This window comes from Shewanella sp. Choline-02u-19, from assembly GCF_002836205.1.
Lineage (GTDB): Bacteria > Pseudomonadota > Gammaproteobacteria > Enterobacterales > Shewanellaceae > Shewanella.
Genome location: NZ_PJBE01000013.1, coordinates 1,830,369 through 1,854,990 on the forward strand (window position 1 = coordinate 1,830,369; position 24,622 = coordinate 1,854,990).

Sequence of the window (24,622 nt, forward strand, 5' to 3'; positions counted from 1 at the left end):
CCCGAACTGACTATGGAATCGGCCTAATAAGAATAACAATATAGAGAGGATGTCACTTCTCTACAGAAGTGACTAACACAGCCATGCCATCATTATCATTCAAACCCGCGTTACTGGCTGTTTTACTGCTATTTGGACTACTACAATTTGGGCTGATGCCATCAGTACAAGCGGCAGGATCTTTTTATGCAACTCAAGCCTTACAATCTCAATCCCCACAAGCATTCGCCCTGCAACCTGAAGCTCAAACATTTGTATTAGCTGCTCAATCTAAAACAATTGCAGATGCCAACAAATTAGTTAAGCTCATCTTGGCTGATGGTAATCGATATTAAATCACCTGATTATATGTGTATTAGTCAGCGGGCAAAAACCGTGGATATCGCCTATAGAATGCCCGCCAGCGGACCCGATGGCTGGCACCAATAATTACTGTAGTGGGTAAAACATCACGGCATGCCGGCCTAAGTACTAAAACCTAAAGAACTAACACCTAAAGAGCTAAGTTCTGATTTGGCCATTCCCCTCAACCAGATATTTTTCTGCGGTTAAAGACTCTAATCCCATGGGGCCATAAGCATGTAATTTTGTGGTTGCGATACCAATTTCAGCACCTAAACCAAGTTCACTGCCATCTGAAAAACGTGAAGAGGTATTTATCATCACCACAGAAGCGTCAACACATTGTTGAAACTTCAGTGCTCGTTGTCTGTTCTCAGTACAAATCACTTCTGTATGATGACTGCCAAAGCGATGAATATGCTCTAACGCTCCTTCCATTTCATCAACCACTTTTATGGCAATTTCTAAGCTTAAATATTCCTGGCCAAAATCTGCATCATTAAGTAAATTTGCCGACTCAAAAAATGTAAGACTTTGCTGACACGCATTGATGCGGACATCATGTAACTTAAGCGCTTTGGCAACTAAAGGCATAAAATCATTAAGGATGGCTTTATGCACAATCAGTCCCTCTAATGCATTACACACTCCTGTTCGCTGGGTTTTACCATTAAGTAATAAATCTAATGCTTTTTTAAAATCCGCTTCTTTATCAACGTATAAATGACAAACACCTTTAAAGTGTTGAATCACTGGGATTTTACTATTGTCAGTAACAAAATTAATCAGTCCTTCACCGCCACGAGGAATAATCACATTGATGTATTCTCTTTGCTGCATTAAATCCATCAGTAAGGCTCTATCAGCATTCGGAATAACAGTAATCAAGGCTTCTGGTAAATTGAATTTAGCTAATACTTTATGTAATACAGCAGCAATGGCTTTACTGGATCCTAGGGCTTCTTTACCGCCACGTAAAATGACTGCATTGCCTGATTTAAAACATAATGCCCCCGCATCAGCGGTGACATTGGGGCGCGCCTCATAAATCATGCACACCACGCCCAAAGGTATTCTCATTTTGCTAATTTTAATGCCGTTTGGTCGAGTGCCCATGTCGCGAATTTGACCCACGGGATCAGGTAAATGGGCAATGGTTTCAATGCCTTCGGCCATGGCTTCAATTCGCTCAGCATTGAGGGTCAGTCTGTCGATCATCGAATCGGCTAACTGGTGCTCTTTTGCCTGTAATAAATCTGCTTTATTCGCTTCGATAATGGCTGCTTGATTGTTTCTAATCTCATCAGCCATCTGTTGTAAAATAGTATTTTTCGTTGCTTCAGTCAGTTGCAATAATGCCCGTGCGGCGCGATTTGCATTGGCTGATAATGTTGAGATTAAACTCATGCTCTCTCCAAAACGGCTAAATTTATTTGTGAAATGATTGAATTGTTTTGTGGCTGACTACCTGAAGTTATACTGCTATCAGCTTGCTGCATGAGATAGTTAAGCAAACAACTGCTGTAATTGGATGTCGCTTTCGCCACTTGTGAGCCGTCATAGGTGCGGAGCAAAATGGTATCCCCCACTGCAAACTCCCCTTTTACCGAAAGAATGCTGGCACTGGTGATAACATCATCATGCTGGCTTAGCGCCGCATGTTGATCTTCAATAACCACCTCACCTCGTTCGCGCACAGTGTGGGTCATCCAATGTTGCTCTGGTGACATAGGGGTTTTACAAGACACAAAATGCGAACCTGGGTTTTCATCTTGCAACAAGGCGCTAAAGGCTTGATGATTGAAGCCATTAACAATGTAAGTATCAATGCCATGGGCAACTGCTTTTTCAGCCGCTTCTATTTTGGTTTTCATGCCGCCAGTGCCCATTGAGCTGGTTGCGCCGCCCGCCATTTGATAAATTGACTCATCAATCACATCAATGGTTTTAATTAATTTAGCATCAGCATGTTGCTGGGGATTTTTATCAAACAACCCATCAACGTCGGTACAAAGGATTAAGCCATCAGCCCCCGTCGATGCCGCAACCATAGCAGCGAGATTATCGTTATCACCGACTTTTAACTCTTCAGAAGTCACCGTATCGTTTTCATTTACGATAGGTAATACCCCATGATCCAATAAGGATTCGATGGTTTCTTTAATGCTGGCATAGCGCTCTTTATTACATAAGTCTGCATTGGTAAGAAGAATTTGCGCGGTGGGGAAATCAAATAACTTATCCCATACTGCCATCATATTGGTTTGTCCGGCTGCAGCCATTGCCTTTTTTAGGGCGATTGACGGTGATTTAATATCAATCCATTGACGACCAGCAGCAACTGAACCTGAAGAAACCAAAATAACTTGCTTACCCTGCTTACGACAACGAAGTATAAATTGCGCAATACTCAGCAGGTGATGCGAACTACAACCATTGTTTTCAGGGGCAATTAACGCACTACCCACCTTTATCACCAATCGTTGATTGGATTTAATAGACATGAGTAGACCTTATGATAATTGTTGAATTAATTGATGATTAACATCTTTAAATGTTTTTTGAACTTCAGCAGATGGTGCTTTGGTCATTAAACTCACTAACCAAATCGATACTGCACTAATGATAAAACCTGGCAACATTTCATAAATCACACTGCTTAAGGTTTCGCCATTGGCCAACACGGGAGCAAAAATCCAAAATAGAACCGTAACTGTACCAGTAATAATGCCGGCTAATGCACCTTCGTAGGTTACTTTTTGCCATAACAAACTGAATAAAATCAGTGGCCCAAATGCTGCCCCAAATCCGGCCCAAGCATTACTTACGATAGATAAAATGCTACTCGATGGATTCATTGCGATAAAAGAGGCCACAACAGCAACACCAAATACGCAAAGTCGGCCAATATTCACTGCCGTTTTATCGGATACTGCTTTTTTGCTGTAGGCACGATAGATATCTTCTGTTAGTGAACTTGAAGAAACCAGCAATTGCGATGAAATTGTACTCATCACCGCTGCTAAAATTGCCGCTAGTAAAAAGCCACCAATTAAAGGATGAAACAACACTTCAGAAAAGAAAATAAAAATAGTTTCAGGATCGGCGAGTGTAACTTCAAATTTTCGAGTATAAGCCACCCCCGTCAAGCCTGTCGCTAATGCGCCAATGATGGTGACTATCATCCAACTCATACCGATACGTCGAGCTTTTTTAATATTTTTAACTGAGTCTATGGCCATAAACCTAACAATAATATGAGGCTGACCAAAATAGCCAAGTCCCCATGCCAAGCTAGACAGTAAAGAAACCATGGTTAAATCAGATAAGCTTTCACTAAAGGAAGGAATCGTCTCAAGAGAATAGCTCATCATACTTGATGGACTATCAAAATTCGTGTAAGCAACAGCAGGGACTAAAATGAGTGCGATAAACATAATCACACCTTGTACAAAGTCAGTCATGCTTACGGCTAAAAAGCCCCCCATCAAGGTATAAGCAACCACCACCAGCATGGTAATCACCACACCGGTTTGATAGTTCATTGCAAACGCGGTTTCAAATAACTTACCACCACCGACAAGACCTGCAGAGGTATATAAGGTGAAAAATATGATGATGACGACAGCTGAAATCAGACGAATAACGCCATTTTCTTTATCGAACCGTTTACCAAAGAAATCTGGCAGAGTTAAAGAGTCATTGGTTGTTTCTGTGTACAAACGCAATTTAGGCGCAACAAGTTTGTAGTTTGCCCATGCGCCAACCACTAAGCCTAGTGCAACCCAAATAGTATCAAAACCTGAAACAAAAATGGCGCCGGGTAAACCCATTAGCATCCAACCACTCATATCAGATGCACCTGCAGATAATGCAGTCACTTGAGGACTCACTTGTCTGCCACCCAACATATATTCGGAAAGATTTGAAGTAGATGTTTTAGCGGCATAGATACCGATACCTAACATGAGTACAAAATAAATCCCTAATGAAAGATAGGTATATTCCATTACTTAGACGCCTTAATGATTTTTGTTAGCGGATAAAAAATATAAGTACCAAGAATTAACCATAAACATAGTAATCCCACTGTATGTTTTGCTATTTCAACTGAACGTGTTGTAAATTTTTGCAGATAACTGGGGCTGTCGCATGAACGGATTTCGCCTTGCATTTAATTCTACCTCTAATGATTAGTGATCTAACCATTATGTTATAGACTTATTACACTAATATCAACCGGCCAAAGTTAAATCACTGTTTTACAAGACCTTAATGTTTAGGCGGTTTCTCAGAATGAAAATAAATCATTTTATTCAATGCCATCATTAAGTGAGGGATAGTTGTTAAAATGAAAAACACTTAGTATTCGACAAGAAATACTGCCAATACCAAGCGCAATAATTTCGCAGGTCACTCCGCGAAAATTTAAATCACGTTAATCAAAACAAAGGCTTGAAGTCAGGGTAAGATCACGAGGTTTTACCTTGACTTAAGTTTGTGACCTTATACTTCTTTATGATAAGAAGTATAAGGTCACATGTCGCAAATACCGCTCTTCAAGTACTTTTCAAATATCGATGACCCTCGCCAGCAAGGCTAAAGTGGGACATATGCTCTTTGATATTCTATTTCTTGATCAGTGCAGTGATCGCAGGTAGCCAAGGTTGGGAGGACATTGAGGACTTCACACACGAGCGATTGGATTGACTGCGTCAATTTGTCCCTTTTAAGAACGGTATTCCTAAACATGACACGATAGCGATCAGCAAGATCGATATGGTTAAGTTTCAATCATCCTTCTCTCTATGGATGAAAGATTGTTATCTATACACCCTTAATAGGCTAGATTTATATAATGTGCTTTTTGTTTTCATCGCCATCAACGGCTTGCTTTATTTGGGGGGGATATATGCGCCAGATCAACGTCGATTGGTTCAGACTATTTCGCTACTCATTATTATTCATAGCCTTTAGCGCTGTTGTGACGATAGTAATGCTGCTTTATTTTTCAACTAGTCTTGATGAAGCTTTGCGTAAAGGCTTAATGCTAACGCTAGAGGAGCTAGAGATAAGCTTCGAGTTGAGCTTAACCCTGTTTATTTACATTAGTTTTCCGCTATTGCTGTTTCGATTTATGTACTATTTTTCAAAAATGCTGTATCGAGGAAGACTGAAAGGCGTGTCAATGATCAGCTATAAAACGTTGTTTAATCCTATGAATTTTTTACTCTTTCCAAGTTTACTCAACCCAGACGGTCTGTTATATCGCAGACGTTGCTTATTGGCGCTGCTACTCATGATATTAATCTATCTGATTATTATACTCATAACCTAAGCTCTTCTTTCGGCTACTTAATCTGTTGTAGAAATTGTACCGCGTTGTCCAGCTCTCGCGTTCTAGCCATTGGCGGTAGCGAGTTTAGAAATGCTTGCCCATAAGGTCGATTAACAATGCGGTTATCACATAAAATAAGTACACCGCGATCTTTTTCATCGCGAATTAATCGGCCAACCCCCTGATTGAGAGAGATAACCGCTTGCGGCAGTGAGATCTCGGTAAAGGGGTCTTTACCTTCACGTGAAATACTCTCACTACGGGCACGATAGAGATTATCTTCCGGTGACACAAAGGGTAATTTGTCGATGATCACGCAGCTAAGCAGCTTGCCTCTAACATCAACTCCCTCCCAAAATGCCCCCGTACCAAGTAATACTGCATTGCCCAATTGACGATACTTTTTTAATAGGCTTTGCTTGTTCGCTTGTCCTTGTACCAGCAATGGGTAAGACACCCGCCGTTGTAACTCGATAGCCACCAGCTTAAGCATTCGATGGCTGGTGAATAAGATAAAGGTGCGACCTTTTGCTGCTTCAATCGCTCTAATGCATACATCGACAAATTGCGGTAGGATCGCATTATGGTTACTGACGCTGGCAAGATGCCGAGGGACGCAAAACAACGCATTGTTGGCGTAATCAAATGGGCTTTGTAGTAACAGCTCCTTGCACTTACCGATGCCTAGTTGCTTGGTAAACAGGCTTAAGTCTTGATTTATCTGTAAGGTTGCCGACGTAAAGATCCACGCGATATTCTCATCAAACAGCTTTTTACACTCCTTGGCGACATCAATGGGCGCGATCCTAAGCATGAGATAACGATGACCATAATCAATACTGTACGCCGCTTGATTGTTCTCACACAGAAAAAATAGCTGTAACTTTGCCGTATTAGCATCAAGTTTTTCAAGCGCATCATCCAAATTATCACTGCGGCCAACGTGTCCTTGTAATAAGGCTTGCAGTGCATTTAGCTCTTTTAGCAGCGACCAAGACTGGACTGACAAGGCTTTATTGCTCAGCATTCGGCGCCAATCAGTGTCTCCAGTGGCAAAGAGTGCCTGATGCCATTCATTTAACAGCGTTAAACAACGTGCGCTTAATAGCTCGATCTGCTTTGCATCGCGTAATTCAGTACGATAAATATCGGCGAAACGTTCAAGCAGTTCAGCAATTTGCCGAGTTGAGCACTGCTGACCAAAATAGTTGACGGCGATATCGGGGAGTAAATGGGCTTCGTCAAAAATAACCACATCAGAGTCTGGGAGTAACTCTGCAAAGCCAGTTTCTTTTATGATCCTATCAGCCAAGAACAGGTGATGATTCACCACAATGATCCGCGCATCCATCGCACGATTACGTGCTTTGCGGGTAAAACAGACATCATAATGGTCGCAACGCTGACCAATACAGGTCTCTTTTGCACTATTAATCAATGGCAATGCCGCTGAGTTTTCAGAAACCGACGTTAAGCCGCCAAGGTCGCCGTCAATGGTCCGTCCTGCCCATTGATTGATCCTCAGTAAATCATCAAGAATTTGAGTATCCATCGAGCTTGCACCAGATAACTCTGTCTCCATAAGATGCTGACATAAATAGTTATTGCGGCCTTTAAGTAGCGCCACTTTAGGCGTGAGGCCTAGCATCAACAGTAATGCCGGAAGATCTTTATAAAACAGCTGTTCTTGCAGATTTTTACTGCCCGTACTCACGATAATCTGCTTACTGCTCAGCAGCGCAGGAATGAGGTAGGCAAACGTTTTACCGACTCCAGTGCCCGCTTCAACGACTAAATTATCGCGACTGCTTATCGACTCACTGACCGCTTCAGCCATCTGTTGCTGCACTTCGCGGCGACTAAACCCTTTAATGGCTTTTGCCAGCGCGCCGTCAGCAGAAAAAGTCGTCGCGACTTGCTGTGTCAATTTAACGCTCAAAAGCCACCGTACTTAGTTGTCATAGAGTCCAACATTATTGCCATTAAAAATAAAAATCGGTGAAGTGTAACGTAAGCCGCTTTTTGGTTAAATACCCTAGCCGATATGCAACGCCTCAAAAAAGAATTATACCCGCCGAAATAGTTAGCTATAACTGTCTTGTCATCAAAACAGACAGCAGCGCATTTATCTGAGTGCTAAAAAAGTGACATTTAGATGAACATTACTCATATGCCAAAATAGTAGTTGCAATCAGTGATGAAACTGATTAATTTAAATGCATCGCAGATTGAAGATCTTCTTCAGCTGGCAGATATTACGGTCATCAGACCCAAACGTTTATTACATTATTGAGATAAGAATATGACACAGCTTACGAACGCTATCCATCATCACCACCATATGCGGTAGCCTTCGGAAGCTCACTGCCGAAGGACTCATTCCTTCTGGCGGTTGATTCAAGAAAAATCAAAAACCCCTGGAAGGAATTCCAGGGGTTTTTTGGTTTCAGATTAACAGATTGTTTTATAAAAATTTTTGAATCAACTTAAAGGAAGTCACCATGTCAGAGTCAAATAGATTAAGAATAGCCATCCAAAAGTCAGGTCGTTTATCGAAAGAGTCGCTGAAATTATTAAAAAGCTGTGGCGTTAAATTCAATATCAATGAACAGCGACTCATCGCCCACGCTGACAACATGCCAATCGATCTGCTACGAGTTCGAGATGATGATATTCCAGGCCTAGTGATGGACGGCGTGGTAGATTTAGGCTTTATTGGCGAAAATGTATTAGAAGAGGAGCAAATTGAGCGTCAAACCTTAGGAAAGCCAGCAGAATGTATCAAATTACGTCAGCTTGATTTTGGTGCTTGCCGTTTATCACTCGCTGTTCCTAACGAGTTTAGCTACCAAGATGCTAACTCACTGGAAGGCCTGCGCATTGCAACATCTTATCCCAACATACTTCGTCGCTTCATGCAGGAAAAAGGCATTACCTATAATGATTGTATGCTAAAGGGCTCGGTTGAAGTGGCGCCCCGAGCTGGATTGTCTGACGCAATATGTGACCTCGTATCAACGGGCGCAACATTGGAAGCCAATGGATTATACGAAACTGATGTCATCTATCAGTCAATGGCGTGTCTCATTCAGTCAACAAAAAGCCAGCCAGATGATAAGCAAGCGCTGATCAATAAAATACTGTCGCGTATTAATGGTGTCGTCCGTGCTAAAGAGAGCAAATATATCCTGCTACACGCACCGACCGAAACACTAGAACAAATTGTAGCGCTACTTCCTGGCGCAGAAAACCCAACCATATTGCCACTAAAAGATGATAGTAATCGCGTCGCCATTCACGCTGTCAGCACAGAAGATCTCTTCTGGGACACCATGGAAGAGCTAACACAGTTAGGTGCCAGCTCAATTCTTGTTATGCCTATCGAAAAAATGATGGGGTAAGCTGATGGACATCCTCAATTGGCAAACGCTAACGCCCAGCGCAAAACAAGCAGCACTATTAAGATCGCCTTTAATTGGTGATGCAAATCTAGAGCAAAGCGTTGCGACGATTATTGAAGCGGTCGTTAATGATGGCGATCAGGCATTGCGTCGTTTCAATAAGCAGTTTGATAACGTCAATATTGACCAACTTAAACTGTCAAAAGATGAAATAGCCAACGCCTGCGCTGCAGTGCCCGAACAACTTAAACAGGCGATTGCGCAGGCCAAAGGTAATATCAAGGCTTTTCATCAAGCGCAGATCTCAACCAAGGTTGATATTGAAACTCAGCCAGGGGTGCGTTGTGAGCTGAGAACTGAGCCAATTGAGAAGGTCGGACTCTATATTCCAGGGGGCACAGCGCCGTTAATTTCAACGGTACTCATGCTAGCACTGCCCGCAAAAATCGCCGGCTGTGCCAAGCGAGTTTTGGTCAGCCCACCGCCGATCAACGACGCCATTATCTATGCTGCCAATGCTTGTGGTATTACCGAAATCTATCAAGTTGGCGGCGCTCAAGCGATAGCCGCACTGGCTTTTGGCACCGAGTCAGTGCCGCAGGTCGATAAGATTTTTGGCCCTGGTAACCGTTTTGTCACCGAAGCAAAGCGCGCAGTGAGCCAAGATAATCGCGCAACGGTCAGTATCGATATGCCCGCAGGCCCCTCTGAGGTATTGGTCATTGCCGATGCTGATGCTAATGCCGAATTCGTTGCTGCCGATCTGTTGTCGCAAGCAGAACACGGCCCTGACTCCCAAGTCATGCTCGTTACCGACTCAAGCATACTTGCAGACCAGGTTAATCAGGCATTAACCCAGCAACTCGCGCTACTTTCTCGCTCAGAGGTGGCTAAAACGGCGCTCGGTTGCAGCCGCACATTGCTGGTTAACGATATGCGCGAGGCTGCAGCAGTATCTAATCTGTATGGGCCTGAACACCTGATTATTCAAACGGCATCACCAAGAGACGTACTTGCTAATATTCGTGCAGCGGGTTCTGTGTTTCTAGGGGCTTATACGCCAGAATCTGTGGGGGATTATGCCAGTGGTACTAATCACGTATTACCCACATACGGCTACAGCAAAACGGTTTCAAGCTTGTCTTTAGCGGATTTTAGCCGCCGATTTACGGTACAAGAACTGACCCCTGCAGGCTTAGTCTCTTTAAGCGATACCGTGATGATATTGGCCGCAGCAGAGCAGCTCGATGCTCATAAAAATGCGGTTGCGCTGCGTATTGCCGCAATCAACAACCAAGCTCTGGAGGCGTGATGACAACTGCAAAAAACCTTGCCCAGCGCCTAGCCAGACCAGAACTGTTAGATCTACAAATCTATCAATCTGCGCGGCGTATCGGTGGTCAAGGAGATATCTGGATCAACGCCAATGAATCACCGTTTAATAACAGCAGTTTAGAAGGCGTAAACCGCTATCCAGAGTGCCAACCCTCTGCATTGATAGACGCTTATAGCCGCTATAGTGGTGTTGCTAATAATTGCATATTAACGGGACGCGGCGCAGATGAAGCGATTGAAATCCTCATTCGTACTTTTTGTACTCCAGCACAAGATGCGATTGCAACTTTCGGCCCTACTTATGGCATGTATGCCATCAGTGCAAAGACCGCCAATGTCGCCGTAACCGCGCTGCAATTGACTGATGATTTCCAGCTGCCAAGTGACTATGCCTCTCAACTCGACGACTGTGCCTATAACGCAAACACCAAAATTGTGTTTATCTGCAACCCGAATAATCCAACCGGCAGCGTTATCGCTAAAGCCGAACTTATCAAGGTGATTGACAGTAACCCTGAGCGGATCATTGTCGTCGATGAAGCGTATATTGAGTTTAGCCCCGAGTATTCGGTAGCTGATCTTGTTGAAAGTAGAGCCAACCTAGTGGTACTGCGTACCTTGTCAAAAGCATTTGCGTTAGCGGGCGCCCGTTGTGGATTTTTACTGGCAAATCCTGACATTATTGATATGTGCATGCGAGTGATCGCCCCCTACCCGGTGCCGCTCCCCGTGAGTGATTTAGCGGTAAAAGCACTCAGCCCGCAAGGGTTACTGACGATGCAAAGCCAAGTTGATGACATGAGCCAGCAAGGCTTGCGGTTAGCACACGCTTTACAAGCCTATGGTGCGACGGTAGTGAATGCACATGGCAACTACGTATTGGCCCAATTTAGCGATAAAACGACCGTGCAACAAAAATTGACTCAAGCTGGCGTCATCGCCAGAATTTACAGCGATAGCCGTTTAGCAGACTCGATTCGCTTTAGTTTCTCAAACCGGTCGCAAACAGATTATTTAATTAGCCTGTTTTCAGCGTCGAATTAACAAGAATAACAATGATAATGGTTCGACCCTAGGTTAAGCCATTCAATCTAAAAATCTGAAAGGTATCACCGCTATGAAACAGAAAATACTCTTTATCGACCGTGACGGCACTATTATCGAAGAGCCAATCACAGACAAGCAAGTCGATAGCTTGGCAAAGTTAGTTTTTGAGCCCAATGTCATTCCTGCATTATTGAAGCTACAAAAAGCAGGCTATCGTCTTGTCATGGTCAGCAACCAAGATGGCCTAGGCACTCCGTCTTTCCCTAAAGATGATTTTGATGCGCCGCAAGACATGATGATGCAAATTTTGAGCAGCCAAGGCGTGAAGTTTGACGACGTGCTTATTTGCCCACATTTCAATGATGAAAACTGCAGCTGCCGCAAACCTAAGCTTGGCCTTGTTAAAACGTACCTGACAACAGGCCGTATCGATTTTACCCAGTCAGCCGTTATTGGTGATCGTGAGACAGATATGGGCCTCGCAGATGCAATGGGTATCCAAGGATTACAGTACCACCCACAAAATCTTACCTGGGATGATATTGCCGATAAGCTACTGAGTAAAAACCGTATTGCGACGGTCGTACGCACCACCAAAGAGACTGATATCAAGGTGACTATCGATTTGGACTCTGGCGTAAAAGGCAGTATCGATACTGGCATCGGCTTTTTCGACCATATGCTGGAGCAAATTTCGACTCACGGTAACTTTAAGATGGACGTTAACGTTGATGGCGATCTGGAGATTGATGATCACCATAGCGTTGAAGACACTGCGTTGGCGATTGGTGATGCATTGCGTCAAGCATTAGGCGACAAACGCGGTATTGCACGATTTGGCAATGCATTTGAACAGTCTATCCCAATGGATGAAGCCAGTGCCGAGTGTCTACTCGATCTATCGGGTCGTCCCTTTATCAAGTTTTCAGCCGAATTTGAGCGTGAAATGGTCGGTACAATGGCAACAGAGATGGTACCGCACTTCTTCCGCTCCTTTGCTGATGGCCTACGTTGCACTTTGCACTTAACCACCGTCGGCGATAACGACCACCACAAAGTGGAGAGTCTGTTTAAGGTGCTTGGTCGCACTTTACGCCAAGCTGTTGCGATTGAAGGTGATGCGCTGCCATCGAGTAAAGGTGTGCTATGAGCAATATAGAGGCCCAAAGTCAGATTATCGAAGATGCTGCGGTGACAGGGTCCACGGTCATTATCGATACCGGCTGCGCCAATTTAAGTTCTGTTCGCTACGCCTTTGAGCGTTTACTCTCTGTTGATGAGCGTAAAAATTTAGTGGTGACTGACGACATAATGGCAATCAAGGCAGCGACCCGGGTGATCCTGCCCGGAGTCGGCACAGCGGGGGCTGCGATGGCGTCATTACACAACAAACAGTTGGTAGAGGTTATTAAAGCCTTAACTCAACCCGTGCTAGGCGTCTGTTTGGGCATGCAAATGCTGACCCGAGTCTCTAAAGAGCGTGGCGCAACGGCAACCGATTGCGAATGTTTAGGTTTGATCCCAACAGATATTGAGCAATTGGACAGTAAAGGGCTACCGCTGCCGCACATGGGCTGGAATCAGATCACCCCTTCAGCGCATCCCATATTCAACGGTATCGACACTGGCGCCTATGTGTATTTTGTCCATAGCTACCGAGCGCCAATCAGTGAATACACCATAGCAACAGCTGAACACGGTGAGCAATTTAGCGCAGCCATCGCCAAAGATAATTTTATTGGCCTGCAGTTTCACCCGGAAAAAAGCGCTGCAGTGGGGGCAAAGATGCTTAAAAACTTCTTAACAATGACTCAGTCCACCTTAGCAAGAAGCAAACCGTACCAGAGGCAATCATGATAATACCTGCAATTGATCTAATAGAAGGTCAAGTGGTTCGTCTCTATCAAGGCGATTACAACCAACAGACGACATTTGACTTAAGCCCGTTAGCACAGCTGCAATCTTACCAAGAGCAAGGGGCTAACTTACTGCATATTGTTGATTTAACCGGGGCTAAAAACCCGAGAAAACGACAAACTCAACTGATCGCCAGTTTGGTTAAAGGTTTAAACACGCCTATCCAAGTCGGCGGTGGTATTCGAACTGAAGCCCAAGTCAGCGAACTGCTAGAGATTGGTGTCAGTCGTGTGGTCATTGGATCTTTGGCCGTAAACGAACCAGAGTTAGTCAAACGCTGGTTTTTGAAATATGGCAGCGATGCCATCTGTTTAGCACTTGATGTCAATATCAATGAGCAAGGCGAAAAGATAGTTGCGGTATCGGGTTGGCAATCAGGCGGCGGTAAAACGCTTGAGTCCTTAGTGGCAGAGTTTGAAACTGTTGGTCTTAAACATGCGCTAGTGACCGATATTAGCCGCGACGGCACCTTAAAAGGCGCTAATAATGCGCTTTATCAAGAAATAAGCGCCACCTATCCAGACATTAACTGGCAAGCATCTGGCGGCATCGCAACTCTTGCAGATGTTACCGCAGTAAAAAACAGTGGTGCCAATGGTATTATCATAGGCAAAGCCCTGCTTATTAATCAATTTACGGTTAAGGAGGCAATTGAATGCTGGCCAAACGCATAGTCCCTTGTTTAGATGTTAAAGAGGGAAAAGTGGTTAAAGGTGTGCAATTTCGAAACCATGAAATTGTGGGCGATATAGTGCCCCTCGCCGCTCGTTACGCTGAAGAAGGCGCCGATGAGTTGGTGTTTTATGACATCACTGCCAGTGCGCATGATCGCGTCATTGATAAATCTTGGGTTAGCCGTGTTGCTGAACGTATTGATATCCCTTTCTGTGTTGCGGGTGGGATAAAAACCATCGAACAAGCCCGTGAAAAGTTAGCGTTCGGTGCTGATAAAATATCAATTAACTCACCAGCCTTAACCGATCCTAGCCTGATTGAACGACTGCAAGATGAATTTGGTCGCCAATGTATCGTCATCGGTATCGACTCCTACTACGATGACATCAGTGATAGCTATAAAGTAAAGCAGTTTACGGGCGATGAGTCCGCAACCAAAGACACTCAATGGTATACCCCCGATTGGGTTGAAGAAGTGCAAAAACGAGGTTGTGGCGAAATAGTGCTTAATGTGATGAACCAAGATGGTGTTCGTCAAGGCTATGATATCAAACAACTGTCGATGATCCGTTCACTGTGTGATGTTCCGTTAATCGCCTCAGGAGGCGCAGGCACAATGGCACACTTTAAAGATGTATTTACACTCGCCAATGTTGATGCAGCATTAGCTGCCAGTGTATTTCATAAAGGGATCATTGATATCCAAGCATTAAAGCGCTATCTGCGCGATAACAATATTGCCGTACGTATCTAAATTGATCCGAATAAATAGACCTAATTAAGGATGTAATATGACATCGCTTTACCAATCACAGCAAGAAGACCGTGAATTACTGAGTCAATTAGACTGGGCAAAAACAGATGGTTTAATCCCCGCCGTGGTGCAAAACCACTTAACTGGTAAAGTCCTTATGCTGGGCTATATGGACCAAGCAGCCTTAGACAAAACCTTGTCCAGTGGTCAAGTGACTTTTTATAGCCGCAGTAAAAAGAGGTTATGGACCAAAGGTGAAACCTCTGGCAACACGTTGGATTTAGTCGCTCTCGATATGGATTGCGACAACGACAGCTTATTAGTGCAAGTGATCCCCAATGGACCAACTTGCCACAAAGGCACACAAAGTTGCTGGAAAGACGGTAAAGCCCACAGCTTTATTGATAACCTCAGTACATTAATCGCTTCACGAAAAGGGCAGGATCCCAAATCAAGTTACACCGCATACCTGTTCGACCGAGGCACTAAGCGAATTGCACAAAAAGTCGGGGAAGAGGGACTTGAAACAGCCTTAGCAGCCGCCACTAATGACAAGCCAGAGTTGATTGATGAAGCCTCAGATCTCATCTACCACTTACTGGTGTTATTAGAAGATCAGTCGCTATCACTTGAAGATATCACCGCCAATTTAATGAAGCGACATAACGCCGCCAAACAAGCTTAGTTTTCAGCTAAGGTTAGCGATATCTTTTAAGGTAACGCTAACCTTTCTAATAAATTCATACGTCAAAATAAAAACAATCAAACTCTATTAATAGTTAATTCCCGCTATAACAGTTACATCCAATAAAATAGTCGATATACTTATCGCGAATGAGCCACCTCTTATTAGGGATTAGCCATGAGCCGTATGATCAACTCACTTGCCTTAATTACAGCGCTTTTATGTACACTGTTTAGTCAGTCTGTTACCGCTGAAAAACTCACTTACCTGATCATAGCGGAACAAGCAGAGCCGTTTCAAATCAACAGTGTGACCGACCATGTGCAGTCAGGGACCATCACTGACATCGTTAAATTTATTGCACAGAAAAAGTCACTTGAAATTGACCATCAGATCATGCCATTCAAACGCTACCTTTACGAGATCAAGCAACAGTCCTACCCTAATTGGATAAGTTATGGCTCACCTACATGGCGTGCTGCCGATGATCATATGGCACAAAGCAAACGTCTTTCAAAACAGGTTTTATTCAGCGCAGAACATATTATGGTGTCGCTAAAGAGTCAGCATGATTCCCCATTGAATATTAACGATTTAGTCGACAAAACCGTTATCCTGCTAAAAGGATTTGATTACCCTGGCCTAACACCCATAATCCAACAGAATGCGATGAATACACTTGAACTTAACAGCCACAAAAGTGCACTTCTTGCCCTTAAAAATGGTCGAGGGGATCTGTTTATCGAAATGAAGAGTCGGGTTTTGTATAGCATTAGACAGCACCAGATAGATGCATCCACCTTTAATTTTACAGATATTCCTGATGCTATCGCACCTGTCGACATTCACTTAAGTTACGGTGATGCCGTACCGCAGGAGCTTATCGACTCGATTGATCTGCAAATTTTGCAGATGAAAGCTAACGGTGAGATAGCAAGAATTATCAGTCATTATCAATGAGTCTCACTCTTAGTTAGGTGATGTTATTTTCTTTTATTAAGAACACTGTTTTCTACTGACATAAAACAGCGCTTGCCATAGTGTTGCCAATTCTAAGTTCTGATACAATCTGCGCCACTAAAATGAAGCTTCTTAATAATAAAAGTGTGCCCTATGAATCTTGCCGATAAAGTTTTAGTCGTAAATGACAACCTTCCCATCCGTACCGACAAACCTGTCCATTCTGGTAAAGTTCGCAGTGTTTACTGGTTAACAGCAGAAGACAGCGCTCGCTTAATCAAAGATAAAGGCTATGACGTTCCCTCTGACGCCCCATTAGCAATAATGGTGATCAGTGATCGTATATCTGCTTTTGATTGCGTATGGCAAGGTGAGAACGGTTTAAATGGTGTTCCTGGTAAAGGAACAGCATTAAACGCGATTTCAAACCACTGGTTTAAGTTATTTAAAGAGAAAGGCTTGGCTGATAGCCATATCCTTGATATTCCTCACCCGCTGGTATGGATTGTCCAAAAAGCACGCCCAGTGATGATTGAAGCGATTGCCCGCCAATACATTACCGGTTCAATGTGGCGCGCTTATAGCAAAGGTGAACGAGAGTTTTGCGGGATCACGCTGCCTGAAGGTTTAGAGAAAGACCAAAAACTGCCTGAGATCCTTATCACTCCTTCAACTAAAGGGGTGTTAACTGGCCTTGAAGGCGTACCTGAAGCTGATGATGTCAATGTATCTCGTCGTGACATAGAACGTCATTATAAGGGCTTTAAATTCAGCAATACTGATGACATCGATCTTTATGAGAAATTGCTTTCTGAAGGCTTTGATGTGATAAGCGAAGCATTAGCAGAGCAAGATCAGATTTTTGTTGATACCAAATTTGAGTTTGGCTATGTCCATGACGCAGCTGGCAACGAAAAACTCATCTATATGGATGAAGTCGGCACCCCAGATAGCTCACGTATTTGGGATGGTAGTTCTCATCGTGACGGTAAGATCATTGAGCAATCAAAAGAAGGCTTTAGACAGTGGCTGCTAAACCACTTCTCTGATGCGGATATCTTACTCAATAAAAACCGCATGGAAGAGCGTTTCTCACTCGCTAAAGACAACAAACTGCCAGAATCGGTAATGATGGATATCTCAAATACCTACGTTGGTATTGCAGAGAAAGTGATCGGTAAGAAACTTCACATAAGTGAAAACCCAAAGCAAGAGATCATTGATACTTTGCGCAATGAGTATCAACTTATCGTTTAAGCTCGATTGGGTTTAACGTTCAGTATTAATATATAGCAAAAAGCCGCAATTAATATTGCGGCTTTTTAATGGTGTGTGACCAGAGTCATTATTGCTTACGTGGCTTCTTTTTATAAATAGACTCTTCGCCTTCAGGACGTGTTTTTAAGACTTTAAGAAACCACATATATTGTTCAGGGTAAGCTAATATGACTTGCTCTACCGCTTTATTCAATGCAATCGCTTCATTCTCTTTCCCCTGCATGCTGTCAGGTGCGATGGCCGGCATCACCGTTAACTCATACTGACGCTTAGTTTGGTCATAACCAATCTTGACCGGCATCACTTGCGCATTTCCTGCTTGAGCTAGACGGCCAACCACGGGCAGCGTTGCTTTAGTCGTGCCGAGAAATGGCGCAAAGATACTTTTATCGGGTCCAAGATCTTCATCGGGTAGATAAAAAAAGCTGTTGTTGCGCTTTAATTCTGAGAGCAATGCTCTAATCCCCGCCTCACGCATATAGATGTTGCCACCTTGCGAGCTGCGCATACGATTATTAAACCAGTTAAAGAGGTCATTCTTGTGGGCTTTAGCCATAGAGACCATAGGTAAATCAAGATTTAGGCGCAGACCTGCATACTCAATACCCCACACATGCGGCATGATAAAAATCACCGGTTGCCCAGCTGCGGTTGCTTGCTCAACATGCTCAAAGCCAATAAGTTTAACTCTGTTACGAATATTTTGACGAGACTTAACTAACAGCTCTGATTGAGCTAGCAAAATCATTACAAAATTTTCGACATTATCTCGAATCAACCCCTCTATCTCATCATCCGATTTATGAGGGAAACAGGTCGTTAAATTTGCTCTTGCAACTTCAATAGGCTTTACCGCAATTTTCATTACGAGTTTAGCCAACTGACGCGCGATGGGATCTCTTAACCACGCAGGCATAAGGCCAAAAAGCACTAACACTAATATCGCTACCCAAGTAAGCCAATACTTAGGGTGTAATAAAGATAGCCTGAAGCGACGGTCAAAATATTTAGGTTTTCTAGACAAACGCAAAACCTCGTTAGCAGATGAATAACAGAAAAAGCCACTCAATTGAGTGGCCTCTTCATCACGATGCTAGTGCAATTACTTCTTTGCGTTAGCTTCTTCGACGCGACTTTTCAGCTTTTGTCCTGGACGGAACGTCACAACACGGCGCGCTGAAATAGGGATATCTTCTCCCGTCTTTGGGTTCCTTCCCGGTCTTTGATTCTTATCTCTCAGGTCGAAATTGCCAAAGCCAGATAGCTTGACCTGCTCACCACTTTCAAGGGCTTGACGAACTTCTTCGAAAAACGTCTCTACCATCTCTTTCGCTACTCTCTTATTGATACCTAGCGTTTCAAAAAGATGTTCTGCCATTTCGGCTTTGGTAAGTGCCATACTTTTAGTCCCTCAACGATGCGTTGAACTCGTCTTTCAAAGAAGAAACCACCACATCTACCATCGCTGCGATCTCTTTCTCTTCAAGTGTACGAGAGTTATCTTGTAATAAGAGTGCGATTGCAAGGCTCTTTTTGCCTTCCTCTACACCTTTACCTTGGTATACATCAAACAAGTTTATGCCAACCAACTGATTTTCGCCAACTTTTCTTATCATTTTTACAACATCAGCCGCTGCAACAGAGTCATCGACTACGATGGCGATGTCACGACGGTTCGCTGGAAACTTAGATACAGTCTGGGCTAGCGGTAAATTAGCATGCAATAACGCGTCTAATTCGAGCTCGAAAATAATTGTTTTGCCATTAAGGCCAAATGGCTTCTCAAGGGTAGGATGAACCGTGCCTATGATACCAATAACACAATCATTTCTCAATATTTCAGCACATTGGCCCGGATGAAGCGCTGGATGTGATGCTGCTCTAAAGCTAAATTCACTGTCCGCAACCGTTAATCCGATGACGGCTTCGAGATCACCTTTTAGATCGAAGAAATCAACGGTATTTGATTCCATTGACCAGTGCTCATCATTCTGATTACCTGAAATAACCGCGGCAAGCATAGGTTGCTGTGACACACCAGAGTCTGCCGTTGCATTGGGGATGAAACGCAGGCCGCTTTCAAATAATCTAACGCGATTTTGCTGACGGCTTTGGTTATAACCGACTGCCGATAAAAGACCGGTAAACATCGATAAACGCATTGCTGACATTTCAACCGAAATAGGATTCGGTAAAATCATCGCCTCTGCACCAGGGTGCAGCAGATTCTGTTGTTTAGGATCTACAAAACTATAAGTAACTGCTTCTTGGAAACCACGTGCAACCAACATGCTACGAACACGTTTAAGACTGATATCAGACTCATTGTGATCAGACATGCTTAGTTGCGCAATTGGTGCAATATTTGGAATATTGTTATAACCGTAGATACGAGCAACTTCTTCAATTAAATCTTCTTCAATTGCCATATCAAAACGGTAAGTCGCTGTAGTAACGCTCCACTGTCCTTCACTAACGTCAACCGCAAAGCCAAGACGCTCTAGAATTTCAGTGACATCGCTATCTTCAATATGGTGACCTAAAATGCGATCTAACTTGCTGCGACGCAATACTATTTGTACTGGTTGTGGCAAGTTAGCGTCAGATTTAGCTTCAACGACAGGACCCGCTTCACCACCACAAATATCAAGCACGAGACGGCTGGCGCGATCCATTACTTTATGTTGCAACTCTGGGTCAACACCACGTTCAAAACGGTGTGATGCATCTGTGTGCAAACCAATTTTACGGGCTTTACCTAAAATGGCTAAAGGTGCGAAGAATGCGCACTCAAGCATAATGTCGGTAGTTTCAGCAGTAACACCTGAGTACTCGCCGCCAAATACGCCAGCAAGTGCTAATGGTTTAACCTGATCGGCAATAATCAACATACCTTCAGGGATAGTGATCTCATTACCATCAAGTAATGTCAGCTTCTCTTCACCATTAGGTTTGCGAACCTGAATACCGCCTTCCAATTTAGCATTATCAAATGCATGCATTGGCTGACCAAACTCAATCAACACGAAGTTAGTGATATCAACAATCGGGTCAATTGAACGAATACCACTACGACGTAGCTTTTCTTGCATCCAAAGAGGGGTAGCCGCTTTAACGTCGACATTTTTGATAACGCGACCTAAATAACGTCCACACTCTTGCTCAGCTTGAAGATCAATACTCACTTCATCGCTAATGGTTGCCGTAACCGCTTCCCAAGTTGGTTCAGTAACCGCTTGACGGTTTAATACACCCACTTCACGAGCCAAACCCGCCATACCTAAACAATCGGCACGGTTAGCGGTTAAATCTACATCAATAACCGTATCATCAAGTTGCAGATATTCACGAATATCTTGACCGATAGGCGCATCGGTTGGTAACTCAATAATACCATCACTTTCAATGTCGATACCTATCTCGCCGTATGAGCAAAGCATACCGAAAGAAGGTTCGCCACGGAGTTTTGCTTTTTTGATTTTAAAATCACCAGGCAAAACAGCACCAACCATTGCAACGGCAACTTTAAGGCCTAAACGACAATTTGGAGCACCACAAACAATGTCGATTAGCTCTTCACTACCCACATTAATTTTAGTCACACGGAGTTTATCCGCGTCAGGGTGCTGACCACACTCTACAACTTCACCTACTATTACACCGCTAAATTCTGCAGCAACAGTATCAATACCGTCGACTTCAAGACCCGCCATCGTAATTTGGTGTGCTAATTCTTCACGATTAACGCTTGGGTTAACCCATTCACGAAGCCAAGATTCGCTAAATTTCATGCTATACAGCTCCGTTTATTTAAATTGCTTAAGGAAGCGAAGATCATTTTCAAAGAAAGAACGTAAATCATTCACGCCATAGCGCAACATTGATAAACGTTCGACACCCATACCGAAGGCGAAACCAGAGTATATTTCTGGATCAATCCCCACGCTACGCAGTACATTTGGATGTACCATGCCGCAACCAAGCACTTCTAACCATTTACCATTTTTACCCATTACATCCACTTCTGCTGAAGGCTCAGTGAATGGAAAGTAAGATGGACGGAAACGCACTTCTAAGTCTTCTTCAAAGAAATTACGTAAGAAATCGTGCAATATCCCTTTAAGCTCTGCGAAGTTAACCTTCTCAGCAACCAACAAACCTTCAACTTGATGGAACATTGGCGTATGTGTTTGATCGTAATCGTTACGGTATACACGGCCAGGTGAGATAATACGCAGTGGAGGCTTTTCATGCTCCATAGTACGGATCTGTACACCAGATGTTTGAGTACGCAACATCACTTTCGGATTAAAATAGAAAGTATCGTGATCAGCACGCGCTGGGTGATGCTCTGAAATGTTCAATGCATCGAAGTTATGAAAGTCATCTTCAATTTCTGGACCATCTTTAACTGTAAACCCAAGTTCACCGAAGAAGCTCTCAATACGCTCAATCGTACGAGTAACGGGGTGCAGTCCACCGGTCTCGATATGACGCCCAGGTAGGCTCACATCAATACTCTCAGCTTTCAACTGCGCTTCAAGCTCTGCCGCTTTCAATCCATCGATGCGTGTAGACAGTTGCTGTTGAACCGCTTGTTTAGCTTGGTTCACAGCTTGACCAAAGGCCGGTTTCTCTTCTGGGGGTAGTTTCCCCATCATCTTCATCATGTCAGTGATTTTACCTTTCTTACCAAGGTAATCGACACGGAGGTCATCAAGCGCTTTTAAATCTGTAGCGTCTTTGATGGCGGCTAAGGCCTGTTCTACGATCTCTGTTAACTGTGACATCATCTCTTCCAGTGCATGTAGGAAAACCTACGAGTCTTCGGGCTTACATATTTTCTTAGGTGAAAATAGAAAAAGACACAAATTTTACGCGAGCAAACCCTATTTTACTAGGGTTAATTACGCCTTTTTATAAGCTAACTGTTTATTTTGCTTAGTCCTTGTTCGAGTACAAACCACTCCTATTCGCTCGCGTTGTAAAATTTGCGCCCCTTTGCGTAGATATAAGCGGGTTATTATTCTGCCTCAAAGGTACTCTATCGCGATTAGTTAACATCAGAAAACCCAAGCTATATAACAGTTTCAATTACTTAACCCATCTAGAGAACAAAAAAACCACAAACAGATATGAATCTGTAACACATTGGTAAAGTAATTATTGTTTTTGCCGATAAATAATATGGTCGCCGTTCTAGGATTGAGAGAAAATTATGAAAGAAGTTAAGTTTCGCTGGGTCGATAAATACCTTATCCATATGACGTTAAAATCAAAATTTGCTGTTATGGCAATAATTCCTATTTTAACTTTGATAGGTTTCATGCTCGTATTAAGTCATCATTTCGATGAAAACCTACAACAGTCTCAACTGATACAAGCTCAGCAATATAATCAAAAAATGAGCGATGCGCTCGACAAAGCCTATCAATTCGTTGCAGATGAAGACAAACAACCTTTTTTAAATGCGTTGAACGGTGATATCAGCCTATATGATGAGAATGAGGCTACGCGAGATGCCAAATCCTTAGCAAGTCAGGGCGGAGGAGCTCAAGTACAAGGTAACCGTATTAAAAGTGTCAGCCGCAGCCAAAACGGCTTGATAACGGTATCGAATATTGCATTAGAGCAAGAGAGCAGCAACGGTTATTTTATCTACGGTACGCTTGCTGGATTGATTCTGTTAATTTTAATCACCAGTTATTATATCTCTAGCTTTGTCGGTGGCGCGTTATACACCAATGTTATGGCGTTAAAGAGAGCAGCTGATGGCGATCTCACCGGTCGACTTAACTTTTTTGAAGTCAAAGATGAGTTTAGTATCTTAGCGATTAGTATCGATACCTTGGTTGATCGGCAGCATAAGCTGGTCACTCAAATGACCCATGCCAACACCCAGATCCGTAACGTAGTGCAAGCATTTAGAGATACAGCTCAAGAAGGCCAATCGCTGGCAATGAACCAAAGGCAGCATTTAGATTCTCTTGCGACCGCAATGGAAGAGATGACAGCCGCAGTGAAAGAGGTTGCCCGCAATGCAGAACAGTCGTCTATAGAAACCCAAGAAGCAAATAACCAAGTTGATGCAGGCTCTCGAGACATAGCTGTAACAGTGGATGCTATTGGTGGTCTCAGTAATGAAATTGCGCAAGCGTCTGATGCTGTCAATAATCTTAACGAAAATGCCGCAAAAATTGATGAAGTAGTTACGACCATTAATGCTATTTCCGAGCAAACTAACCTGCTCGCGTTAAATGCTGCAATTGAAGCCGCAAGAGCTGGAGAACAAGGTCGAGGTTTCGCCGTCGTCGCTGACGAAGTCAGAACGCTAGCAGGACGAACTCAAGCCGCGACAGTTGAGATAAAATCGATGATCGAGGCGCTTCAATCTGGTTCGAGAAATCTAAAACATGTCATGGGCCGTACGGTCGAAAAGGCTGAAGAAGGTAAAAAACATGTGCTTGATACCGGTAACGATCTTCAAGGCATTGCGCATCATAGTGCTAAGGTCTACGAAATGAGCATATTGATTGCAACATCCGCCGATGAACAATCTGCCGTTGCCAATGAAATTGCAACCAACTTAATGGAGATCCGCAATCAATCCCATGATGTTGAACAATCTGCTAATCAATCCGTTGCAGGCTGCGATGAACTGCACGCAACAGCGGAACAACTTGATACATTGTTGATAGGGCTCAAAATATAGTTAACATTGTTAATATAAAAAAGGGTAGCACTTTAGTGCTGCCCTTTTTTGTGTCACTATCTAAATTGTTACAATCCTAATAGTGTATTGTTTTACAATAATTTAACAAGGCTTGTATACTTGACCTATCGTTTCAATTTTATCCTTAAACAGTATGGATGCTCGTTAAGGAAGCAAC

21 protein-coding genes are annotated in these 24,622 nt (G+C 43.4%); 13 read left to right on the forward strand and 8 right to left on the reverse strand.

Annotated elements, in window-relative coordinates:
* The first annotated feature begins 83 nt into the window (after positions 1 to 83).
* On the forward strand, positions 84 to 335 hold the full coding sequence (locus CXF83_RS14665; protein WP_101091182.1) for a hypothetical protein: 252 nt from the start codon (positions 84 to 86) through the stop codon (positions 333 to 335).
* A gap of 166 nt (positions 336 to 501) precedes the next feature.
* On the opposite strand, the gene CXF83_RS14670 is transcribed toward CXF83_RS14665, so the two are convergent.
* Genes CXF83_RS14670 through putP form a run of 3 tightly spaced genes read right to left on the reverse strand, consistent with a single transcriptional unit; the run spans position 502 to position 4,352 of the window.
* Entirely contained in the window at positions 502 to 1,749 is a 1,248-nt protein-coding gene (locus CXF83_RS14670; RefSeq protein ID WP_101091183.1) for a glutamate-5-semialdehyde dehydrogenase, read from the reverse strand.
* Positions 1,746 to 2,846, reverse strand: coding sequence for a glutamate 5-kinase (proB, locus tag CXF83_RS14675; protein WP_101091185.1), 1,101 nt, complete (start codon positions 2,844 to 2,846; stop codon positions 1,746 to 1,748). The genes CXF83_RS14670 and proB overlap by 4 nt, the downstream gene beginning before the upstream one ends.
* A 9-nt stretch (positions 2,847 to 2,855) precedes the next feature.
* The gene (gene putP / locus CXF83_RS14680; protein ID WP_101091186.1) at positions 2,856 to 4,352 is read right to left on the reverse strand and encodes a sodium/proline symporter PutP; all 1,497 of its coding nucleotides are present in this window, start codon (positions 4,350 to 4,352) and stop codon (positions 2,856 to 2,858) included.
* A 902-nt stretch (positions 4,353 to 5,254) separates the two neighbouring features.
* Between putP and CXF83_RS14685 the strand changes: the two genes are divergently transcribed.
* Complete coding sequence (locus CXF83_RS14685) at positions 5,255 to 5,680, forward strand: hypothetical protein (protein ID WP_101091188.1); 426 nt, start codon at positions 5,255 to 5,257, stop codon at positions 5,678 to 5,680.
* A gap of 13 nt (positions 5,681 to 5,693) precedes the next feature.
* Here CXF83_RS14685 and CXF83_RS14690 read toward each other — a convergent pair whose 3' ends face one another.
* Positions 5,694 to 7,619, reverse strand: a complete 1,926-nt coding sequence (locus CXF83_RS14690; RefSeq protein ID WP_101091190.1) for an ATP-dependent DNA helicase — start codon at positions 7,617 to 7,619, stop codon at positions 5,694 to 5,696.
* Between the two features lie 562 nt (positions 7,620 to 8,181).
* On the opposite strand from CXF83_RS14690, the gene hisG reads away from it, so the two are divergent.
* The 10 genes from hisG to CXF83_RS14740 all read left to right on the forward strand — a co-directional run bounded on the left by hisG (position 8,182) and on the right by CXF83_RS14740 (position 17,711).
* Positions 8,182 to 9,081: an ATP phosphoribosyltransferase gene (gene hisG, locus CXF83_RS14695; RefSeq protein ID WP_101091191.1), complete on the forward strand. Its 900-nt coding sequence runs from the start codon at positions 8,182 to 8,184 to the stop codon at positions 9,079 to 9,081.
* Positions 9,082 to 9,085: 4 nt separating this feature from the next.
* On the forward strand, positions 9,086 to 10,393 hold the full coding sequence (hisD, locus tag CXF83_RS14700) for a histidinol dehydrogenase (RefSeq protein WP_101091192.1): 1,308 nt from the start codon (positions 9,086 to 9,088) through the stop codon (positions 10,391 to 10,393).
* A complete protein-coding gene (gene hisC / locus CXF83_RS14705; protein WP_101091193.1) occupies positions 10,393 to 11,460 on the forward strand; it encodes a histidinol-phosphate transaminase in 1,068 nt (355 codons plus the stop codon). The genes hisD and hisC overlap by 1 nt, the downstream gene beginning before the upstream one ends.
* A 73-nt stretch (positions 11,461 to 11,533) precedes the next feature.
* The gene (hisB, locus tag CXF83_RS14710; RefSeq protein ID WP_101091194.1) at positions 11,534 to 12,613 is read left to right on the forward strand and encodes a bifunctional histidinol-phosphatase/imidazoleglycerol-phosphate dehydratase HisB; all 1,080 of its coding nucleotides are present in this window, start codon (positions 11,534 to 11,536) and stop codon (positions 12,611 to 12,613) included.
* Positions 12,610 to 13,320: an imidazole glycerol phosphate synthase subunit HisH gene (hisH, locus tag CXF83_RS14715; protein WP_101091195.1), complete on the forward strand. Its 711-nt coding sequence runs from the start codon at positions 12,610 to 12,612 to the stop codon at positions 13,318 to 13,320. The genes hisB and hisH overlap by 4 nt, the downstream gene beginning before the upstream one ends.
* Positions 13,317 to 14,054 carry a 1-(5-phosphoribosyl)-5-[(5-phosphoribosylamino)methylideneamino]imidazole-4-carboxamide isomerase gene (gene hisA / locus CXF83_RS14720; protein ID WP_101091196.1) on the forward strand — a complete coding sequence of 246 codons (738 nt, stop codon included), beginning with the start codon at positions 13,317 to 13,319 and terminating at the stop codon, positions 14,052 to 14,054. Before hisH ends, hisA begins: the two co-directional genes overlap by 4 nt.
* Positions 14,036 to 14,809, forward strand: coding sequence for an imidazole glycerol phosphate synthase subunit HisF (gene hisF / locus CXF83_RS14725; protein WP_101091197.1), 774 nt, complete (start codon positions 14,036 to 14,038; stop codon positions 14,807 to 14,809). The genes hisA and hisF overlap by 19 nt, the downstream gene beginning before the upstream one ends.
* Before the next feature lie 37 nt (positions 14,810 to 14,846).
* The gene (hisIE, locus tag CXF83_RS14730; RefSeq protein ID WP_101091198.1) at positions 14,847 to 15,494 is read left to right on the forward strand and encodes a bifunctional phosphoribosyl-AMP cyclohydrolase/phosphoribosyl-ATP diphosphatase HisIE; all 648 of its coding nucleotides are present in this window, start codon (positions 14,847 to 14,849) and stop codon (positions 15,492 to 15,494) included.
* Positions 15,495 to 15,671: 177 nt separating this feature from the next.
* The gene (locus CXF83_RS14735) at positions 15,672 to 16,454 is read left to right on the forward strand and encodes a transporter substrate-binding domain-containing protein (protein ID WP_101091199.1); all 783 of its coding nucleotides are present in this window, start codon (positions 15,672 to 15,674) and stop codon (positions 16,452 to 16,454) included.
* Between the two features lie 153 nt (positions 16,455 to 16,607).
* The gene (locus CXF83_RS14740) at positions 16,608 to 17,711 is read left to right on the forward strand and encodes a phosphoribosylaminoimidazolesuccinocarboxamide synthase (protein ID WP_101091200.1); all 1,104 of its coding nucleotides are present in this window, start codon (positions 16,608 to 16,610) and stop codon (positions 17,709 to 17,711) included.
* Positions 17,712 to 17,799: 88 nt separating this feature from the next.
* On the opposite strand, the gene lpxM is transcribed toward CXF83_RS14740, so the two are convergent.
* The 4 genes from lpxM to pheS form a co-directional block, all read right to left on the reverse strand.
* Positions 17,800 to 18,756, reverse strand: coding sequence for a lauroyl-Kdo(2)-lipid IV(A) myristoyltransferase (gene lpxM, locus CXF83_RS14745; protein WP_101091239.1), 957 nt, complete (start codon positions 18,754 to 18,756; stop codon positions 17,800 to 17,802).
* 78 nt (positions 18,757 to 18,834) lie between these two features.
* Complete coding sequence (gene ihfA, locus CXF83_RS14750; RefSeq protein ID WP_101091201.1) at positions 18,835 to 19,131, reverse strand: integration host factor subunit alpha; 297 nt, start codon at positions 19,129 to 19,131, stop codon at positions 18,835 to 18,837.
* 4 nt (positions 19,132 to 19,135) lie between these two features.
* Positions 19,136 to 21,523 (reverse strand): phenylalanine--tRNA ligase subunit beta, encoded by a 2,388-nt coding sequence (gene pheT / locus CXF83_RS14755; RefSeq protein ID WP_101091202.1) that lies wholly within the window; start codon positions 21,521 to 21,523, stop codon positions 19,136 to 19,138.
* Between the two features lie 15 nt (positions 21,524 to 21,538).
* The gene (pheS, locus tag CXF83_RS14760; protein WP_101091203.1) at positions 21,539 to 22,522 is read right to left on the reverse strand and encodes a phenylalanine--tRNA ligase subunit alpha; all 984 of its coding nucleotides are present in this window, start codon (positions 22,520 to 22,522) and stop codon (positions 21,539 to 21,541) included.
* 428 nt (positions 22,523 to 22,950) lie between these two features.
* On the opposite strand from pheS, the gene CXF83_RS14765 reads away from it, so the two are divergent.
* The gene (locus tag CXF83_RS14765) at positions 22,951 to 24,444 is read left to right on the forward strand and encodes a methyl-accepting chemotaxis protein (protein ID WP_101091204.1); all 1,494 of its coding nucleotides are present in this window, start codon (positions 22,951 to 22,953) and stop codon (positions 24,442 to 24,444) included.
* The last annotated feature ends 178 nt before the right edge of the window (positions 24,445 to 24,622 follow it).

Bases quoted from the DNA above. Each gene is read 5' to 3' on its own strand.
- CXF83_RS14665 (WP_101091182.1), top strand. From the start codon at position 84: ATGCCATCATTATCATTCAAACCCGCGTTACTGGCTGTTTTACTGCTA.
- CXF83_RS14670 (WP_101091183.1), bottom strand. From the start codon at position 1,749: ATGAGTTTAATCTCAACATTATCAGCCAATGCAAATCGCGCCGCACGG.
- proB (WP_101091185.1), bottom strand. From the start codon at position 2,846: ATGTCTATTAAATCCAATCAACGATTGGTGATAAAGGTGGGTAGTGCG.
- putP (WP_101091186.1), bottom strand. From the start codon at position 4,352: ATGGAATATACCTATCTTTCATTAGGGATTTATTTTGTACTCATGTTA.
- CXF83_RS14685 (WP_101091188.1), top strand. From the start codon at position 5,255: ATGCGCCAGATCAACGTCGATTGGTTCAGACTATTTCGCTACTCATTA.
- hisG (WP_101091191.1), top strand. From the start codon at position 8,182: ATGTCAGAGTCAAATAGATTAAGAATAGCCATCCAAAAGTCAGGTCGT.
- hisD (WP_101091192.1), top strand. From the start codon at position 9,086: ATGGACATCCTCAATTGGCAAACGCTAACGCCCAGCGCAAAACAAGCA.
- hisC (WP_101091193.1), top strand. From the start codon at position 10,393: ATGACAACTGCAAAAAACCTTGCCCAGCGCCTAGCCAGACCAGAACTG.
- hisB (WP_101091194.1), top strand. From the start codon at position 11,534: ATGAAACAGAAAATACTCTTTATCGACCGTGACGGCACTATTATCGAA.
- hisH (WP_101091195.1), top strand. From the start codon at position 12,610: ATGAGCAATATAGAGGCCCAAAGTCAGATTATCGAAGATGCTGCGGTG.
- hisA (WP_101091196.1), top strand. From the start codon at position 13,317: ATGATAATACCTGCAATTGATCTAATAGAAGGTCAAGTGGTTCGTCTC.
- hisF (WP_101091197.1), top strand. From the start codon at position 14,036: ATGCTGGCCAAACGCATAGTCCCTTGTTTAGATGTTAAAGAGGGAAAA.
- hisIE (WP_101091198.1), top strand. From the start codon at position 14,847: ATGACATCGCTTTACCAATCACAGCAAGAAGACCGTGAATTACTGAGT.
- CXF83_RS14735 (WP_101091199.1), top strand. From the start codon at position 15,672: ATGAGCCGTATGATCAACTCACTTGCCTTAATTACAGCGCTTTTATGT.
- CXF83_RS14740 (WP_101091200.1), top strand. From the start codon at position 16,608: ATGAATCTTGCCGATAAAGTTTTAGTCGTAAATGACAACCTTCCCATC.
- ihfA (WP_101091201.1), bottom strand. From the start codon at position 19,131: ATGGCACTTACCAAAGCCGAAATGGCAGAACATCTTTTTGAAACGCTA.
- pheT (WP_101091202.1), bottom strand. From the start codon at position 21,523: ATGAAATTTAGCGAATCTTGGCTTCGTGAATGGGTTAACCCAAGCGTT.
- pheS (WP_101091203.1), bottom strand. From the start codon at position 22,522: ATGTCACAGTTAACAGAGATCGTAGAACAGGCCTTAGCCGCCATCAAA.
- CXF83_RS14765 (WP_101091204.1), top strand. From the start codon at position 22,951: ATGAAAGAAGTTAAGTTTCGCTGGGTCGATAAATACCTTATCCATATG.